General features: G+C 53.5%; 9 protein-coding genes. 3 read left to right on the top strand and 6 right to left on the bottom strand.

Going from position 1 to position 19,808, the window contains the following annotated elements:
- Window positions 1-332 precede the first annotated feature (332 nt).
- The 3 genes from Q31b_RS26780 to Q31b_RS26790 form a co-directional block, all read right to left on the bottom strand.
- A complete protein-coding gene (locus Q31b_RS26780) occupies window positions 333-3,566 on the bottom strand; it encodes a PAS domain-containing protein (protein ID WP_231617882.1) in 3,234 nt (1,077 codons plus the stop codon).
- A gap of 605 nt (window positions 3,567-4,171) precedes the next feature.
- Window positions 4,172-5,110 (bottom strand): RadC family protein, encoded by a 939-nt coding sequence (radC, locus tag Q31b_RS26785; protein WP_146602747.1) that lies wholly within the window; start codon window positions 5,108-5,110, stop codon window positions 4,172-4,174.
- 38 nt (window positions 5,111-5,148) lie between these two features.
- Entirely contained in the window at window positions 5,149-5,748 is a 600-nt protein-coding gene (locus Q31b_RS26790) for a hypothetical protein (RefSeq protein WP_146602748.1), read from the bottom strand.
- Window positions 5,749-5,859: 111 nt separating this feature from the next.
- On the opposite strand from Q31b_RS26790, the gene aroB reads away from it, so the two are divergent.
- From aroB to Q31b_RS26800, 3 genes are all read left to right on the top strand, one after another.
- Window positions 5,860-6,996, top strand: a complete 1,137-nt coding sequence (aroB, locus tag Q31b_RS26795) for a 3-dehydroquinate synthase (protein ID WP_146602749.1) — start codon at window positions 5,860-5,862, stop codon at window positions 6,994-6,996.
- 489 nt (window positions 6,997-7,485) lie between these two features.
- The gene (locus Q31b_RS29210; protein WP_231617883.1) at window positions 7,486-7,701 is read left to right on the top strand and encodes a hypothetical protein; all 216 of its coding nucleotides are present in this window, start codon (window positions 7,486-7,488) and stop codon (window positions 7,699-7,701) included.
- A 12-nt stretch (window positions 7,702-7,713) separates the two neighbouring features.
- Window positions 7,714-7,995, top strand: coding sequence for a hypothetical protein (locus Q31b_RS26800; RefSeq protein WP_231617884.1), 282 nt, complete (start codon window positions 7,714-7,716; stop codon window positions 7,993-7,995).
- Window positions 7,996-8,120: 125 nt separating this feature from the next.
- Here Q31b_RS26800 and Q31b_RS26805 read toward each other — a convergent pair whose 3' ends face one another.
- Genes Q31b_RS26805 through Q31b_RS26815 form a run of 3 tightly spaced genes read right to left on the bottom strand, consistent with a single transcriptional unit; the run spans window position 8,121 to window position 19,793 of the window.
- Window positions 8,121-8,885, bottom strand: a complete 765-nt coding sequence (locus Q31b_RS26805; protein WP_146602750.1) for an SDR family oxidoreductase — start codon at window positions 8,883-8,885, stop codon at window positions 8,121-8,123.
- A 49-nt stretch (window positions 8,886-8,934) separates the two neighbouring features.
- Complete coding sequence (locus tag Q31b_RS26810) at window positions 8,935-9,660, bottom strand: 4'-phosphopantetheinyl transferase family protein (RefSeq protein ID WP_146602751.1); 726 nt, start codon at window positions 9,658-9,660, stop codon at window positions 8,935-8,937.
- The gene (locus Q31b_RS26815) at window positions 9,657-19,793 is read right to left on the bottom strand and encodes a type I polyketide synthase (protein WP_197172463.1); all 10,137 of its coding nucleotides are present in this window, start codon (window positions 19,791-19,793) and stop codon (window positions 9,657-9,659) included. The genes Q31b_RS26810 and Q31b_RS26815 overlap by 4 nt, the downstream gene beginning before the upstream one ends.
- Window positions 19,794-19,808: the final 15 nt, after the last annotated feature.

The following is a 19,808-nucleotide window of genomic DNA, read 5'->3' on the forward strand; positions in this document are numbered from 1 at the left end:
GTGGAGATATATCGGCGTTTTGGCTGATGCCAAAGGCTGTTCGAGAGTCGTATCGAGCCGGCGTTTCGGAGAGACGCCGGTACGGTCGGTCGTTGATTCTTATTGCTCCAGCCTGGGACGTTCAAATGACGCGGTTACAAGAACGCTAACCTGCATCGTTTTTGTTCCCTACCTCAACGGCGTCGAGAAGAATACAGGGAACAAAAACTGCATCAATTGATCGATCAACTCGACCGCCCTTTGATAAACCGCGGGCCCCATTTGAGAAGTATGTTCAGAAGTCTCGACACGGACGACCGGATTTGCTTTGTTCCATCTTAAATTCGCAATCCTTAGCCCTGCTGTTTTTTAAGCACATCCACTAAACGCAGGCAATGTTCCTCCACTTGCGCAAACGCTTCTTGTATCTTCGTTGGATTGCCCGCACCGATCACCGATTCAAATAATTCAATGGCCTCGTTGATTGCTTCGATGCCAAAGTAACCGGAAGCGCCTTTGAGTGTGTGAGCGGTTCGCGATAACGTTTTCCTATCGTCGGATTCGATCGCTTTTCGCATTTGGCTGAGCAGATCGATCGCTTCATCAATGTATGCTTCGGAGATTCCGAGGAGTAGTGTTTCATCACCCCCGCAATTCTTTAACAATTGCTCCCACTGGAAACCGTTGTCGGCGTCCTTGGTCGGTTGTTCGTCAGCTTCCGTATTCTCTTCAACCATTTTGTTTGATTCTCGATTGGGCCGATTGGCATGTTGCTCAAACTTCGCACTCTCGTCGATCACTCTTCTCAGGTCCTTTAAGTCGAATGGTTTTGAAACATAGTCGTCCATGCCTGCATTGATACATCGTTCACGATCTCCTTTCATCGCCTCGGCAGTCATTGCGACGATATAGCGATGCTGGCTTGTCTCTTTTTCCATTTCGCGAATTTGAGCGGTCGCTTCGAAGCCGTTAAGCTCAGGCATTTGAATATCCATTAAAATCAGATCGTACGACTCCGCTTTTACCTTCTCAACCGCTTCGCGACCATTGATTGCAATGGAGACTTGATGCCCCCACTTATCCAAAAAACCGCGTGCAACCCGCTGGTTGACCACTCCGTCTTCCACGAGCAGTATTTTGCGTGGCGTTTGCGGTTGCATTTCAGGCTCTGCCTCAACGGTTGCTTTCGCATCGGCAAAGCCCATCACTCCCAGAACTGCCTCGAGTAGTTCCGACGCAATCACGGGTTTGGTCATATAGCGTTTGACACCCAATTCTTTCAATGTCGGCGGATCGAGTCCGCTCATCGAAGACGACAGAATGATGATCGGCCCGTAAGCACCGTCGCAGTCCGCCTTCAATTTCTTGGCAAACTCCATCCCATCCATTTCAGGCATATGGTAGTCGAGCAAGATCATTCCAAACGGTTCTCGATCCTCCTTGGCTTGGGTGACGATATCGATCCCCCTCCGACCATCCTCGGCCAACACGGGACGCATATGCCATTGCATCAGAATCTCTTGCAAAATACGCCGGTTGGTCGAGTTGTCGTCAACCACTAGAACGTGCATGCCGGCCAATCGAGACAACTCGGTTGGCTGACGTGGAGTCTGATCGGCGACGATGCCTAGGCGGATTTGGAAATGGAACGTCGTCCCCAATCCGGGTTGACTTTCAACCCAAACGCGACCATCCATCAACTCGATCAAGCGAGAGGAAATGGTCAAGCCCAAGCCGGTGCCACCAAATTGACGAGTGGTCGAGGCGTCGGCCTGCGAGAATTTTTCGAAAATCTGCTTCTGTTTTTCGATCGGGATTCCAATTCCGGTATCGCGAATGGTTACATGAAGCCGTACGGAATCATCGTTGAATTCCTGTGGATTGACGTCGACGACGACTTCACCGTGATTGGTGAATTTGATCGCGTTGCCGACAAAATTGACAATGATCTGTCTCAGCCGGCCTGGATCACCGATCAATTCATTTGGAATCGAAGGATCGATTCGGCCTAGCAGTTCTAAGCCTTTTTCGTCGGCTTTGAGTGTCAAAAGTTTGATTGCTTTGCCGATGCAATCACGAAGATTGAACTCGACTTCTTCAAGCTCCATCCGTCCGGCTTCCATTTTAGAAAAGTCCAAAATGTCGTTAAGCAGTCTCAGCAGAGACGCAGCCGATTCTTGCACTAAACCCAAGAATTCACGTTGCTCGTCGTTGAGGGAAGTCGCAGAGAGAAGCTCGGTCATTCCGATGATGCCATTCATCGGCGTTCGGATTTCATGGCTCATATTCGCCAGAAATTCGCTCTTGGCTCGGTTCGCAGCATCCGCAGCATCCTTCGCTGCACGTAGCTCTTCGTCAGCGCGTTTACGACGAGTGATGTCGCGGCCAATGCCGACCATGCCGGTGGCGTTTCCCTCGTCGTTGCACAATGGAACCTTGGTGGTGGAAAGCCAGATCTCCGTCCCATCGGTGCGCTGAGACGCCTCTTCCTGAGCAAGCATCGGTTCGCACGAACGCATCACGATTTGATCATCGGCAACACTGTTGCAAGCCATTTGGGTGGGTAGAAAATCGTAGTCGGTCTTTCCAACCAATTCATCAACCGATTCCAGTCCAAAGTGTTCGAGCAGGGCCGCATTCCCGGTAACGAATCGGCCATGACGATCTTTGATATAAATCAGATCGGGGATGTTGGTTGTAATGGTTTTGAGCAGGTCTCGTTCATGAGCGAGTTCTTGTTCAGCGCGGATCTCTTTGGTTACATCACGAGAAATGCCAAACGTGCCAATGATTTTTCCATTGGGATCATAGAGCGGCAACTTGGTTGTCGAGCACCATGTGTCCTCCCGATCCGCGTAATTTTCCCGTTCGATCTGCGCGATCAATGGTTCGCCGGTCTCCATGATTTTGCGTTCGTCATTGAACGCGCCTCGGGCGTGTTCGTCACCGAAGAAATCAGCATCCGTTGTGCCAATTGTATCGGCTGGATCTGACAAGCAGAAGATTCGAGCAAGAGCGTTACTGATTCGAATGAAACGACTTTTCTGGTCCTTAAAGTAGATCGCGTCCGGAACATTTTTTAGTAGTGTGTCGAGCAGGAAATCGGATTGTTTCCATTTCGATTCCAACGTCTTTTGATCCGTGATATCCCAGCAGATCACTTCGATCCCATTGATGTTTCCATCGTCACGGAAGGTCGGACGTCTCAGTACCTCGATATAGCGACATGTGCCATCGACAAAGTGATGCGCTTCGATGACGTGCTGGCTTTGTCCATTCGCCATGACCTTTTGGTCGAGTTCGACAGATGCTTGAGCGGCCTTGTCGTGAAAAAGATCGAAGTCCGTCTTGCCCACTATGTCATCTTTCGACCGACCAATCATTTGGCAAAAGTGGTCGTTCGCAAAATGAATATGCCCCTGACGATCCTTTCGGACGACGCACATCTCAACGAGCCGAGCGTTCGGCTTGGTGATCTGAATCGACTTCAGCTTTCTCGGTTTCTTCGGGCGAGAGCGATGGACGACGATTTGCTCTGGCAGATCGATTTCTTGCGGGTTCGGCTCGCCAGAGGGTATTTGATTCATAAGGAGCCTTTGCCTGATCCCGTCGGTCTCGATAGCTTGTTGGCGGCGTTCAAGCCGACATCTTTTTGAAACAAAATAGACAAGTGTGTCTCTCTTTACCTACAATGTAGCTAGTGGTCCCAGGGTCAGCAAATTTTATTCCGCCGATGGAATAACTGCCGACACTGCGGCGTCGGCTGGCTCTGAGGTGCTCAAACGCTGCCGTATCCTGAAATTCATCCTACTCCGTTTTTGTTCCAGGTATTCCTCCCTACGCCAACGGGATTCTACGCCAACGGGATTTGCTAGTGCATTTTGATTTTTGACGTGGCTGGGGCTTCCAGCCCCAGTTGAGAAGAACGCTGTGGCTAGAAGCCACAGCCACGAAACACGCAGCCTACGGCATTCTGCAAAATGCTCTAACGCCGTTGGCGTAGGGAACAAAATCGATGAAAGTTAGGGTTCTTGTAACGATGTCTTTGGAGCACCCCACGTTGGGGTGAGTTATTTTTATTGAACGACGCAGGGCGGCTTCGCTACAATGTCGCTCAGCTCTGCAAACGCAAAGCTGAGGGTCTCCCTCTCGGAGAGACGGAGCTACGAAAGAGCTACTAGAGAGGCGGCGATTACTGCTCGCGGATACTCAGGCTTCGTTCGGAGGCGACGACGATATGATCGAGAACCGTGATGCCCAAAAGCTTACCCGCTTCGGTCAATTGATCGGTCACTTGATGGTCTTCTCGACTTGGTGTTGGATCGCCACTGGGGTGGTTATGCACCAACAGAATCGCGGAAGCCGAATCGCGAATGGCTGGCCGGAAAACTTCTCGCGGATGAACCAAGCTAGCGTCGAGTGTGCCGACCGTGATGCGGTGGGTTCGAATCGGTTTGTGTTTGGTATCGAGTGACACGATGTGGAATTCTTCTTGTACCGCGTCGCTAGCCAGACGTGCAAACTCTTGTGAACAAAATTCAATGGCCGCTTGGCTACTGGTGATTTTCGCTTTCGCTAGGCGGTTATTCGTCTCCGCTTCGGCGACGCGACGGCCGAGTTCAATGCCAGCCATGATTTGGGCGTAACTTGCCTTGGTCACAGCTCGGCTAACGTCCCTTAAATCCTCTTTGTGGCACTTCGGCAAATCTTGCAAACGAGCGGCAAAGCGATTGGCGATCAAACCGCCCCCGACGACTGCCGATTCGCCCCGAACACCGACGCGAATTAGGATCGCTAAGAGGTCGGCATTGCTAAGCTGGACTGCACCGTCGCGAAGCAATCTTTCCCGGGGACGATCTTGTTCGGGTGTCTGAGTTACTTGAACACCATGAATTTGTTGGTCGATCCATTTCTCCGGTTCAAAGTCAAGCTCTTTACACCATCGATAGCGTGAAATCTCGTCTGCAACCGTGTGCTCTAAATACCCTTCGCGAACCAGGTCCTTGATCGTGTCGTGAACCGTTCGGGTAGAGGATTCACAGGTTTCTTTAGCTTCTTCGATCGAAAACTGAGGCAACTCAGCGAGCGGCTTCAAGACTCGGGTCAAACGTTCGCGTCGAGATACTGGCATCGATACGGTCGCCTTTTAGCGAGAGGAAACACACGGTTCTACTCTCTAAAATCATAGCGTTTTTGTTCCGAGTGGATGACGGTGTTGAAGAAATTTCGCAATTTCGGCGCATGATGCCCGTCAAGGCGAACGCTCTTGGTTTGTGCGGAATCGCCGATCCAGCCATTTGCGAGGTTGATATCGAATTCCACGGTTTCAAACCGTTTCGCCGTCGGATCGGTGAACCGCAAACGAATCGGTTGCAGTGAATCCCCGCCTCCGTTTGCTGGATCCGACGTCCATCGAGACTCAATCGGTTCCTTGGCGCTTGTCGTCCAATCGTAACTTCCGGATTCGAGCAACAAATGGCGGAGCAAGCCCAACCCGGGCATGGCCGTCAGTTCGACCGTCCTCAAGATCTCCTCTGATTCCGACGGTTCAATATCGAGCCGTTCGACCTCCACCCGTTCGCCTAGTTGGAGTGCGGTAATGACATCATCCCCCCAAAATGCCCGGGTCTCGACCAATCGAGTCTTTCGCTGGGTAATACTAAAATAAGCACCGACCATCGCCAGTGCGACAACAAGGACTCCGATCAGAATGCCGCGGCCGGTAATGGTTGCTCGAGGGTCGTTGTACTTGTCTTCGTGGGTAGCCATGGTTGTTTGCAGGTTTGAGATTAAATAGAGAGGTGAGTTCCGCTGGTGGAAAAACAGGTGTAAACTGTCGCACGATTTTGCTTGACTATTGATAACGAATTGAGTTTATCCATGCTATCCGGTTCGCAAACCCCTGATTCCTCTCTTGTTGAAGTCTCTCTCGATAATCGCAGCTATCGAATTGAAATTGGAACCGATTCGATTGGAGAATTTTGCCAATCCATTCTTTCTGCATTGGGGGATATGTCGCATGCAATGGTGATTTCCGACGAAGCGGTTGAAACGCGTTGGGCGATGCCAATCGCCAGCAGCATTGCCAAGGCGAAGACCGACTCAGGCGATGAGGTTCGCGTTAATTTGATCTCCATTCCCTCGGGCGAAACGAGCAAGTCGTTCGAACAACTAGACAAATTGTGGCAATGGATGCTGGAAAGTTCCTGTGATCGTCGCAGTGTGGTGATCGCGATTGGCGGCGGCGTGATCGGCGATTTGGCTGGCTTTGCCGCTGCCACATTCACTCGCGGTATTCGGTTTGTCCAAGTCCCTACGACGCTGTTGGCAATGGTTGACAGCAGTGTTGGTGGAAAAACGGGAATCAATTTGCCGACAGCAAAGAATATGGTCGGGGCCTTTTGGCAACCGTCATTGGTGTGTATCGATACGGCAATCCTCTCGACACTTCCCGATCGTGATTTTCGCAGTGGCTTGGGGGAAGTCGTCAAGTATGGTGTGATCGACGATGCCGAATTTTTCCATTGGCTAGAAAACAATGCGTCCGCTTTGGCCGATCGCGATGACGATGCGGTTCGCTACGCCGTCGCCAAAAGCTGTCAATCGAAAGCAAGCGTGGTGGGGGAGGATGAGCGAGAGACGACTGGACGACGGGCAATCCTCAACTACGGACACACGTTCGCACATGCGATCGAAGCAACCGCTGGCTACGGTAATGTTTTGCACGGCGAAGCGGTCGCGATTGGGATGCAGATGGCAGCATCCTTGGCAATCGAATTGAAACTCTGCGAACCTGACCTCCTTGACCGGCAAACCAAATTACTCAAAGCGTGTGGATTGCCAACAACCTTCGCCGCAGCCGATCCCCAAGCGATGCTTCCCGTGATGAGGCGGGACAAGAAAGTGTCTCATGGTAACCTTCGCTTTGTCCTGCCCGAACGGATCGGGTCGGTGTTGTTACTCGGAGACATTCAAGAATCAGGCGTCATCAACGCGATCAATGCTTGTAAAGCATGAGTCGTGTCCAATCCTAAAGGAGGCGTCCGTCAACCTCGAATCCCTGGCTGGATTTCCTGGCCAGATTTTCTGGCGGTTGCAACGTTCGCGGAACTCTTCCTGGAAAGTCTTGGTTCGATGGTGAGCTGCTTGATTCGTGATGTGCCGTTTGACTCTCCGATTTGACGCCCCAAGGTAACGTCCTGCTGGCTACCGTGTTCAATGATAATTGCTGAAACTTTGGGGGGCCGCTTGGACTTCGCAATAATGGATCGGAGATCCATTGCGAAGTCCAAACGCCCAAAGTTTAGTGTTTGGTAGAAGCTATCAGGTGCGATCGTCCATCTCTACAAACGGACCTGCCGGCGATGTTTCCTGATGGGAAATGACCATGTGTCTGGCAAAAACTTCGATCACCGATAAGTTTGGATCGAAGAGTACCTGAAACGGTTTTCGCAAGCGTTCAGCATGGATTGGCTAGCGTTCGCGATACGGTCGAAACATTTACACGTGATTCTCAGATCGCGGCCGGATGTCGTCGCGACCTGGAGTGATGAGAAGTCGGCTCGGCGCTGGTTGATGTTTTGCCCCCATCCCCGCAAACCAGACGGATCGCCTTTGCCGCCAAGCGAGCCAGAGCTCAAATCGATCGCGGGTTGTCCGATGAAATGCCAAGAAATCCGCGAACGGCTATGTCGTTTGAGTTGGTGGATGCAGCGATTGTAGCAACGAGTTGCAATGCGAGCAAATCGTGAAACGCAGGAATCGGACCGATTTTTCCAAGATCGATTCCGGGCAACTCGGCTGGTCGATGAAGCCTCGCTTCTGGCGTGTGCTGCCTACGTCGACTTAAATCTGATTCGAGCCGCGATGGCGGAAACGTTGGAGCAAAGCAAACGCCCGAGTGACAAGGGTTTCTTGGCAATGCAGCTTGTCGATTACCTAAATCTACTTGATTGGACGGCAAGGCAACTCGTCCCGGGCAAACGTGTGAAGATAGGCACTCGTTGCGGCGGCTGAGCCGGAAACCCTCTGTATCCGAACGTCATTCGCCTTTTTTCAGACGATCGAGGTAATACGCAAAACAAAAAACTCAAAGAGGTTCTATCGGGGCAAACCTACACCACCTCAGATTGCCGTCTGACCTACGCGTGTGCCGCTGTACCACAATCAACAGTCAGCGTTTCGCCTTGTACCAAATCACTGAGGGGACTCGAGAGAAACAGGACAGAATCCGCTACATCATCCGCGGTCAAGAATCGATCGCCGGTCATGCTTCGTGTCCCGCGACCGGCAAACATGATGTCGCTAAACGGCATTTTGCGAGTCGAATCGGTTTCCACCAAACCAGCTCTCAGAATGTTCACATTGATGCCTCGACCACCAAGCTCCTGCGCAAAATGCCTCGCATAGCTCTCCAAGGCCGCCTTGCTACCACCGACGGCACCATACATCGGCAGTGCCATGTAGGCGCCATGACTCGATAGACAAACGACTTTCGCACGTCCCTCTGATTTTTCGAGTAGCTTGACAGCTGCTTGCATCAAATTGATCAGAGCCATCACATTGGTCTTCATTGTTGTTACAAAGTGCTTTGGCTGCGTTGAAAGCAGTGGCCGAAAACCGCCTGTCGCAGCATTGTTAACAAGTATGTCAAGCTTGCCCCATTGTTGATCGATGAATTCGCACATGCTCGTAGCGTCATCGGGTTCACTGACGTCCGCCTTTACCACGGCGACGCGTCTACCGAGCTGGCGAATTTTCAGGGCCACTTCATTCGCCGCCGTTTGGCTGGTGACATAGTTCAGCACAATATCGGCACCTGCTTCGGCCAAACGTACAGCGCAGGCATGTCCGATACCGCGAGAACCGCCAGTCACAAGGGCTACTTTTCCAGTTAAATCGATCATCAGAACGTCTCGCTTCGGAGCGGGTGAAAGGCTAGGGAGTGTTTCAAATTCAATGAGGTGACTTCGTCGGCAACGCTGTTGCGACGACGGCCCATGAGTCTCTTCCAACAGGGGTCAGTTCAACCTGACATGAGGTGTTTTGATTTGCATAGTGGCATTGCCAGACATCATCGTCGATTACGCGGACTTCCAACGCGGACGGAACGAATCGCTCGCCCAGCTGCAATGCCTTGTAGCTCGATTCCTTCGCCCCCCAGAACCGCATGGCAAAATAACGCTGTGTGCTCAAAAAGTCTTGCTCTTGGGCGGTGAACCAGAGCTTTAGGAATCCGTCGTTGACCGATCGTCCGTCAACGAGATCGACGCCAATGCGAACCAACGATCGATCGGCGATTGCAGCGAGAACGCGGCGATCAGAGTGCGAAATTGAAATGCCAAACTCTGATTCGACACCATTGACAACGAGTCGAGGTCGTGACGGGAGCGAGTTGACGAAATCTGGCAAAACTTCAATATGTGTTAGTCGGGGAGTGGGGAAAAGTCGGTTCGACAACCTTGACGCCACGACAATATAGACCTTTTTCGCCATCCAACGACCGAGCAACCAATCGTCGCGACGCGTTCCGTCGCGAAGCCCCGCCAATGCGTCACGCTCGCGCTCACTGAGCCAGTTGGTCGGGTCACCCGGTATCTCGCCGCGCAGCACCCCCTTCGCCGCGTGATGAGCACTCACTGGCGGACGCGGAGTTTCAACGAGGATGTCGCTCGCGTTCATGCTCCACCCACGAGAATCGTTCGGTAGCCTAACGCTTGCAGGATGGGCGTTTGGTCTTCACCAAAAAGTGTAAAGTTGAATCGCGAATGACGTCCTTCTGTACCAAGATAATGCAGCCTAAGTAGCATCGTTTCTCCTTCAAGCGGTTGTCGCACCATCGTTAGGGAATCGAATCCGTGAGGGACTTCGAGACGCCCACCGAACAATACCCAGCAATAACTGCCACAACCAACGACGCATGCATCAAGCACCGAAACAGGATAGATCCATCCGGTCGCTGATCGCCCCTCGGCCAATTCTTCCAATTTCGGTGCGACGATGAGTCCGTATCCACCCTCACGATCGAAACCACACTGCTTCATCGAGCGAAGCGCTTCGCCATGGTATAACAGCCCGTCATCAGGATAATCGTGCTGACTCCAGCCCATCGGAGGTTCGCCCGGATAGGGTTCGTTGATCACCGCTGACGCATCGCCGAATTCGAAACTCGCTTGAGAACAGACACGTTTGGGGTCAACCACGATTCCTTTGCGATTTTTCAATTCGGTACTTAGCGTACACTGCACACCTGTTTCAGTAGACGCAATACTCACACGTGCTTGCATCGGCGTCATGCCGTCGTGGAACAACAACCCATTGATGATTGACACATCATTTAGACGAACGAGCGTTTTGTTTGGCATCGCAAGCGATGCCGCCTGGGCCAAAACTTCCAATCCTGCCACGCCAGGTAGGAAAGGTTTACCACGCAACAGGTGTTGTTTCAAAAAAACATCTCGAGTCGGATCGAAATGAACCTCGGCGGTCCAACCGGATGTATCGGTGTCCGCGGCAATAGACTCGATCAACGGTCGCTTGGATTGTGATGTTGCCGATGAAGCGAGGTACTGCTCATGATGCGGGTAAAAGATCTTTTCAAAGTGTCCATCAAAGACGATCACCTCGGCGTGAGGCAGCCCGAGCCGAATTTCTTTTTCCAAGTGGAAAACCCCTTCCGCGGCCCGCATATACTCCATTCCAAGTGTGGATTTCGCACCAATCGCGGCATCGTGTTGGACGGCCATTCCGGTATCGTCCCACGATTGCCAATGAATGACGGACGCTTGGCAGTCAGAGCGTTTGCCGCGATACCACTTGAACAATTTTGCCATCAAATCGTTCGCTGCGGCGTAGTCGCTCATCCCAATGCCGCCGAATCGGCCACTGATCGATCCAAACCCGATGAAGTGCTTAACTGGATCGGACATCGTATGCAGCATCAATGCCAGGGTCCCATCCGATTTTGGGCCAAAGACTCGTGGCGTTACCGTCACATCGAGCACATTGGATTTGACCGGCTTGGTCAATCCTGCACCATGCAAAATCCCTTCGATTGGGCCGCTCATTTGACGGACCTCTTCGAGAGTCTGCTCAACCTCACGCCACTTGCCCATATCGCATTGGTGGTAATGTGTCTCAATGCCGCTGTCGCGGTAAACCTTCAGCGAATCGAAGATCTCGATGTCTTTGCGGATCGGTGTCCAGGCATCATTGACTGATCTGCCTTCGCGAGCCGCTTGCCGAACAACGGTCGATTTGTACTGTTTCAATTGCTCTGGTGTCATCGAACGCCACGGTGGGGTCTCTTCCGGTGCAGGTGCGGTACCGAACAAGTGCAGTTTCAATTGGTAACGTTTTGCCAGATGCAGTGCTGATGCACAGGTGATGCCACGAGCGCCGCCCGATACAACCCAAACACCTCCACGGCGTGGTTCATGTTCGGGAAGACCATCACTTGGCTTTTGTTTGGACCGAACAACACAGCGTTTGTTTCGTTTGTACCCCACTTCGACTTCCGTATCTCCTGAGGCCAGCTCCGAAACAACTTGCGCTGCGATCGTTCCAGCATTCTCATTGGTCGCAAAGTCAATTGCTTTAATCAATGGCTTGTCGGAAGGACGACGTGATCCTTCGAGATAGATGGCCTTGAGCAGTCCCGCTAGTGCTCCGCCCTCGGGGACTTCCATGCCATCCTCACCAAAACCGAAATCCCCACCGAGTCGAGTAATGGCAACCAACGATGGCGGTGATGCTTCGTCCGCGGATTGTACCAAACCGAGCCAGCGATGGATGACGTAGGCAGGGCACAAGATTCCGCGAGTCGTTCGCTCGACGCAACTTGCCGGATCGTCTAGCTTGTCGGCGTCGGCGTCCCAGGAAGTTGCAACAAATAGATGTCGTGCTGGGTACGAACTCCAGAAAGCTTCCAGCCGCGCAACGGTCTCATCAGGATCATCGCTGACCGAGAGGAGCGACGCGGGAACGCCGAGCGAATGTAGTTTCTGTGCAAGTGCCTGACCGACCGCGTTATCACCAACAATCAAGGCGCCGCCAGGAAGCGAAATTCCCTCGGCTGGGATCGCCGTCAACGGTTTCTCGGTTGCAACCGAAACCCACCTTTGCGCGATGCAGTCAACCTCTGGCTTGAGCGGTTTGACAGAGACGCTCGGTTTGTCTTCGATGATGGAAGTCGCGGTTTTCGTTTGAGGTTTTTCCGTGCCATAATACCGATCACGGTACTCTGAAGATGTAATCAGGACTTCCGTCCTTGGAGTTTGGGTGTGAAGCTCACGCACCAGATGCAGAACACCTTCTTTCTTCGGCATCAAAACGGGGCCACCCAACTTTCTTAACTGCAGCTTCACTTCAGGAAGAGCCGCCATGCCGACATCGTCCCAAGGGTGAAAGTGGAAGCCGATCGCATTACAACTTGGACGTACTCGGCGATACCATGTTGCAAGTTTGCAGAGCCAGTCGTTTGCGACGCCGTAATCGGTTTGTCCATTGCCACCAAAGCGACCGGTCACGGAACCGAGACCTACGAAATGGGATGGCGGATCGTCTGCCAATAATGTCATCAAGTAATATGCGCCGTCAACTTTACTGCCAATCGTCGCCTCAACCGACTCTCTTTGCTTTGCATCAAAACGACATGCGCGATCGACGCCGGCACCATGTAACACCCCCTCAATTCTGCCATCGGTTTTCCGAATGTGATCGACTACCCGCTGTACGGATTCGAAATCGGAAACGTCACAGCTATGGTAAACGAAGTTGATGTTCTCCTGTTCGTAGCTCGAAAGGGCTTGGTCGATTTGAATCGACTTTTCGACAGTTGCCCATTTTGCTGGCGCGTTTTCACCCGCATCGCGTGCTTGCCGCATCACTTGCGTCTTTAGTGCGTCACGCTCCGATTCCCCCAAGTCTCGCCAGGCAGGGTTTCGAACGGGCAATTCGGAGCTGCCAAGCAGATGCAGTTTCAAGTGGTAGCGTTTGGCAAGCTCCAATGCACAGGCAGCCGTAATGCCTCTTGCCCCGCCTGTGATAATCCAGGTAGCACCTTTCGTGATTGCGGTTTGTGGTTCGTCGGACGCCGTCTCGGATGCCGCGTAAGGAAAATACCGTCGATCGCCTTGATAGGCGATTTCGTAAGGCTCAGTCCTGCTGGCGATTTCGCGGCAAATGTTTTTTGCAAGTATTTCTGGGGCTTCGTCGGCGCGAGCATCGATCGCCTTTACGATGAAGTTCTTCTTTGATTGAACATAAAAGTACTCGATGCATAAACATTTCATCAAAGCCGTGATCGCACCACCTTCGGGCTGATCGAAATGACCAGCAAAGCCAAAGTCTCCACCTAGACTCGTCGTCGCGACAAGCGAGCCATGATCGTGCAGCTTCGATGCCATCAACAGCTGGATCCATCGCTGGGCGAAAAAATACGGTGCAGTGACACAATGGAATCGTCGTCGTTGAAATTCGTTGGGGTCAAGCAGATCCCCGAGTGCCTCATCACGACCCGACATCAAAAACAGATGGGCGATCGGCTGCGACTGCCAAAGAGTGTCGAGTTGCGAAAGCAACGAGTCCAGATCGGATCCAACCGTGATCCGATTGACCGCCACCCCCGCCGTTCGCAGTCGGGTTTCTAAAGCTGCCGCGGCAGGGTTGTCCCCCAAGATCAACGCAGCGCCGTGGATCGTGAACATCTCGGGCGTGTCGGCGGCAAGAGGCAACTCCATTGGCTCCAAACGGTACCGTCGACAAAGCGGATCGTAAAGCTTGACGGGTTCACCCGTAGTTGCATTCCGTGGGGATATCAACGAGCCGTTTGAGGACACCCCGCCTAAAAGCGGTTTGAGGTCAAACGTTGATTGTGCCGGTGTGTCAAAACGCCGGTCGCTACCGCCATCGACAACAAATGTCATGTTCGATGGCTGGATCCAGAAACGCAGATGCGAGGCTGATTCGTTCGCCAGCGTTGCCTTCTTTTGGGACGTCACGTTCGCATCTGATTCGGATACTACGCTTAGCGATGTTCCATCACAATCGACTCGGTACACCCTGCCGTCTTGAAGACAGGCCACCCAAGACGTAAAGGGGCCTCGCGACGCATGCGAATCCAACACATCCACCGCTCCCTGTAAATCGGTAGCGGCTTCCAACACTTTGGGGACGATCATCCGCAGCGCTAATTGCTGACTCAGCGAACCATTCGCAGCTGATGCCAACGAGACACTGATTCCCTTGGCATTGATTCCCATAACACTACCTGGCAAGCTAGCGATGCGGGCAGCAGCGTAGGCGAGACCCGATGCAGGATGATAAATATCAATCAACGGTTCCACTGCCGCGGCGATTCCTCCGGATAGGGGCAGCCGAATTGCGATCACGTGTGCCGCGTCTCCAAACGGACTTTCTGTTGTGGCAAATGCGGCTTGCGCTTCGGCCGTGGACAAGTCCGACGCCAATGTCTCAGCCAATGCCCAGATATTTTCGATGGGAACGGAAGCCTCGGATGCACTCGCTTGCAATTCCGCAAGTACCTCGGGCGCAAGCCCCGGCGGGATTCGCTTGACATTGCGGCGGTCAGCACTCATGCGATCTTCGGCGCAATCCGCAAATCGTCGCAAGGCACGTCGAAGTACCGCAGCACGACTTGGCGATGCCACGCTGGCAGCGCCAGACACAAAACCATTTCCACAAAGCGACGTGGTTAATGTACAGTTGCTTGCTGTCTGGAATTGGCCTGAACGCTCGACGGAATCATACGCGTTCAGGCCATGTGACGGGGGGAGGCTAGCTTCCTCCTTGCCATTGGACGCCGTTGCCATCTCGGGTGGCGGTCCTGGTGGAGGAAGCGGGGATGTGCCCGTTGGAGACGTCTGGGAGCTGGTTTCTGAAGTCGCCTGGTCCAAGAACCGGACGATGTGACGAAGCGTCGGGAACTGATCGAGCGTTAAGTCCTCGCTCGTCTCGACATCAAAGTATTCTTGCAGTTCACCGAAGAGCTGGGCCTTCTTGATCGAGTCGATTCCAAGATCGGCTTCTAAGTCAGCATCGAGTTCAACCACTTCGGGTGGATAACCGGTTTGCTCGACGACAAAGTTGACCATGAACTTTTCAAGGTCCGCTGTGTTGGATCCGCTGGTGTTGGGCTGTGGGGTCGCAGCAACCGGAGTCGGGGGAACTGGAGCCGTTGGGGGCAGGGTCGTTGGGGGCAGGGTCGTTGGGGGCAGGGTCGTTGGGGGCAGAGCTGCAACGACTGGCTGCGGACGGATCGCCACAGGGGCTGGTGCAGCAACAGGTGCCGGTTTGACGACAGGTGCCGGTTTGACGACGGAAACCGGATGGGCAACAGGAGCAGGAGGAACAACCGCTGTAGGTGTTGACGTCTGCGCGACGCTTGATTCCCGCTCTACATTGGGAGGAATCGGTGTGGGAGCCGCAGGTTTCTTACCTGTGGCCGCTTGACGCATCTTGGCGCGGCGAAGCTCCGTCGCATCGAAATGCATGATTTCCCCCGCACCAGAAGAGGCTGCGGGGCGTACGGTTGTTTGTCGTTGGGTCTCTGCAGACATCTTTGGCTTCAGTGCGCCAACACATTCCAAGAATGCCTTTGCACCGAGCAAGCTTTCTTGAGCCGATCGCTTTGGATGGTCCGTTGCCACTGAGATGTTCGGTTGACCTTCCAAGATTTTTTGGTGTAGACGTGTCAAAGTTTGCTGCGGTCCGACTTCGACCAATACCGTCGGCTCGTCGCTGACCAGTCGCTGCACGACCTCCATGTAGCGAATGGGTGACATCAAATGATCTACCAAATTTTGGCGGATGTGGTGTGGGTCCGCGACGTAGGCGGTTGTCACCGCACTCAGTGTCGGAACGCGTGGCGGTCGGATGTCGGCGGCGTTAAGCGCTGCAACCAAGGGCCCTGCAGCATCTCGCATCAGCGGCGTATGGAACGGAGAAGGAACCGGGATAATTTTGCCTTGGAAACCTTGCTGCTTCACCAATTCTAAAAACATCGGCAAGATTTCGGTACGTCCGCCGACAACGGTTTGATTGGGTGCGTTAACGTTGGCGATGAAGACTTGACCGGCCACTTGCGGCTGAGCCGTCAATGGCTCCACGATACTGGCCGGAGCATTCGTCGCCAGCATCGTGCCTTTGCTTGTCGTACAAGCATCAATTCCGTTGCAACGTTCGCGTGTAACCGCCAGCACTTGTTCGAACGTCCAGGCCTCGGCGCCTAGCAGCGCTGTGAATTCACCATAGCTATGGCCTGCCACCACATCTGGTATAATACCGATTTCGGTCATCGCACTGAGCACAATCGCATCCGCCACGAGAATCGCCAGTTGCGTCGTCCAAACGTCGGTGCCAAGCAGCGGGTTCTCTTGCCAAGCCATCTCAGCAAACGTTTGATACCCATGACGCTTGAGCACCCCATCCATGCTCTTCATCGCTACATCGGCACACGGCGAAGTCGAAACCAAATCGCGTAGCATTCCGAGATACTGTGAACCCTGGCCGGGGAACAGAAACGCGATACGAGGTTTGGTACTGCTTCGCTTGCGGAAATAGACCCCTTGTTGATCCATCAAACCGTGCGATGCGGGATTGTCGATCTGATTGATCGCCAACTGAGCTTTCTTCTCAAGTGTTTCCGGCGAATCGGCAACGATTGCCAAGCGATACTTTTGCTCTGGGTCGAACGGACGATCGGCAAGGGTGAACCATCCCCGAGGGTCGTTCGACAGAAGCCCCAACTTGGTCTTGAGCTCCGCTAGGTTCACACCGCCACAGCGACACAGTTTCCATGTGGAAGTAGCTGCTTTGGTGGTGGGTACGGATGGCACCGTGTTCGCTGCAGCGGCAGTCATGGGAGAAGTCGCACGTTGAGGCATGGCGGGTGTGGAAGTATGTGTGGAAGGTTGCAAAGCGGCTGCCGGACGCACTGGCAATTTTGTTCCGCGTTCTAAAATGACGTTATAAGCCAATTTTTTTACGACGCTGCTAACCATCCCCAAACGCCGACCGTCGGGTGTTTGGTGTTCGATGGCGATTCGTGTTGGCGTCAACTGCGCGAGTGATGGGGTATCCTCAAAGATCGGCATCGGAGTATTCAATCCTGTGGTCCCAGGCATTTCGCCCGATTCGAGCGACAAGGATGCCTTGATCAATGAAGCCATCGCAACACCGCCCGCGTTGTGCCCGAATTGGCTCGACACGGAACCGATTAGCGCCGGCTTTTCACGATTGAGGGTTTGCGATGCAATGAAGGCAGCGGCTAGCGATTCGTCGGACTCACGCTGCCCCGACCCGACCGATTCCCAGATTGCAATATCATCTGGTTTGACTTTCGCCACTTCACATGAGCGTGAAATCGCCAACTTCAGCGCGTCACCCCAATCGTCTTGATGAGCCGCGGCAGTGCCGCGAATGATCGAATGAATTTTGTCACCATCGCGACGAGCATCTTTAAGACGCTTCAGGATCACAACCGCGACCCCTTCGCCGGGTACAATCCCAGCAAAGTCGCGGTCAAAGGGGGCTCGTGGATTCGAAGAAGTATCTAACATTCCGCTTGCTGCAAACATCTCGTAAGCGGTCGCACCCATACTTCGCTGTCCGGCACACAGAATCATCATGTCGGTGTCGCCGGCGAGCAGCATGTCGGAGGCCAAGTTCAATGCGGCCAGCGGCGCAGCGCTGCCACAATCGATCGTGACCGCGCCTCCCATTAAATCCCATGTCTTGGTGATCCGTGATGCCAATGAACTGGTACTAAAACTACCGCTCTCGTCGATCAGGGCGGGCCAGTGGCCGAGCAACACCTCAGCGAACTTCTTCTCGACCACCGCGATTTGATCTGCGGGGATTTCACGCGCGGCCAGCGAACGCCGAACGATCCGTTGAATCTCAGGAATCCGCAGAGCCAATTGTAGCTGAGAGCTAAAATCACCACCGAATTCTGTTCCCATGATTACACCCGTTCGGGTACGATCGAACGGTTTTTCGTTGTAGCCGCTGTCGGTGATCGCTTCGTCCGCCGCAGTCAACAGCATGAATTGCAGCGGGTCGGCCTGTTGCACTTGCTTGGGCGGAACCTTGTGTCGCCGCCAATCGTATTCGAAATTCGTGATGAAGCCCCCAAACGTGGTCGGCGTGTGGTGGGGTTTGAAACCATCGTTCAAAACATAGAGCTCATGCGGCAAGCGTTCCTTGGGGGCCTTGCATTTCGGGTCGGTCCCTTCGTTGAGCATTTTCCAGAACTCGTGATGATTCAACGCGCCTGGTTCAACACATCCCATGCCGATGATCGCGAGACTCGCCTCGTCGCTTCCGGGAGTCACCGTCGTTGGAATACCACTAGCGCCAAGTCGTGGCGCGGATGCTAATGCGAGTTGGGCAGCTTTGGGCACGTACTCATCCACAACGACGTGCATGTTCAGTCCCCCGATTCCGAAAGCATTCACACCGGCACGGCGTGGCGAACCATCCGCTTGCGTTGGCCACGCCTCGGGCTGTTGGGGGACGTATACCGGCGCCTTCTGCCAATCGATCTTGGGGTTCAATTCTTGAATGTTAATGGCTGGCGGGATGATTCCGTGTTGCATACAAAGCACCGACTTGATCACGCCTGACATTCCAGCCGCTTCAAGGGTGTGACCAATATTCGCCTTGACGCTTGTCACAGGAATTTTGTGTCCGTCGGCGAATGCTCCCGCTAGGAATTCGCTGATCGAGCTGATCTCGGTGGCATCACCAAGCTGTGTGGCGGTCGAATGCGCTTCGATATACTGAAGTTTGCTTCGATCCAAACCATTTTCGTATGCGCGTTGCATCGCCTTCAGTTGCCCCTCTTTACGAGGCGCCCAAAGACTTTTGCCCTTACCGTCTGAGGCCACTCCCATGCCGGAAATGACCCCTTGAATGTTGTCGCCATCGGCGATCGCTCGTTCGAGCGCTTTCAGGACCATACAGACGTAACCTTCGCCCATGATCAATCCGTCGGCGCCGACGTCGAACGGACGACTTCCCGTGGAACTCATCGCCTGCGCCGCCGAGAAGAGCACCAATGAATCGGTTTTACAATCCGAGGCCCCCCCGACAATCGCCATTTCCACTTGGCCGGACTGTATCGCCCGAGCCCCCATCATGATTGCCTGTAGCGAGGATGCGCATGCTGAGTTAAGTGCCAAGAATGGGCCGGTGAGCCCAAATCCCTTACTGATCGTCCCAGCGATCATATGACCCGAGATACAATGGGTCTTGTCCGAAACCACAGGCATCCGCGTTTGAACGTCTGCAATCAACTCTTTGATGATCGCGTTTTGCATCGCTGGGGCCAGCGTTTGAAACTCATCCACTTCACGCAGAAATTGCGCTGCTTCAACGATCATCGTTCCATACGTGTTGTTCCCGGCCCGTTCACTTCCTTGAGCGTGCCCAATGTAAACCGCGACATTTCGAGTTGGTAAGTTGAACGGATCAAAGCCACCGTTTGTCAACGCTTGATGCGCGGTTTGGCACATCAAAAGGTGACAGTGATCCACGGCGTCAACCAGCTCTTGCGAGATCGGGCAGAGATCGTGACGAAACTCCTTGCTTTTGACAAGGGCGGCAAGCTTGGAGTAGGTCTTGTTACGCACCCCTTTTTTGGGATCGAAATATAACTCTTGATCCAGAAGCTCAGGAGGTACCTCGGCGATTGCCGAGCGACCTTCGCTGATCAGTTGCCAGTACTCTTGCAGATTCTCTGCTCCAGGTAACCGGCACCCCATCCCTACGATGGCCAATGGGATTTTCTTCATGCTATTGGGGGAATT

It is taken from the genome of Novipirellula aureliae, from assembly GCF_007860185.1.
GTDB classification, from domain to species: domain Bacteria; phylum Planctomycetota; class Planctomycetia; order Pirellulales; family Pirellulaceae; genus Novipirellula_A; species Novipirellula_A aureliae.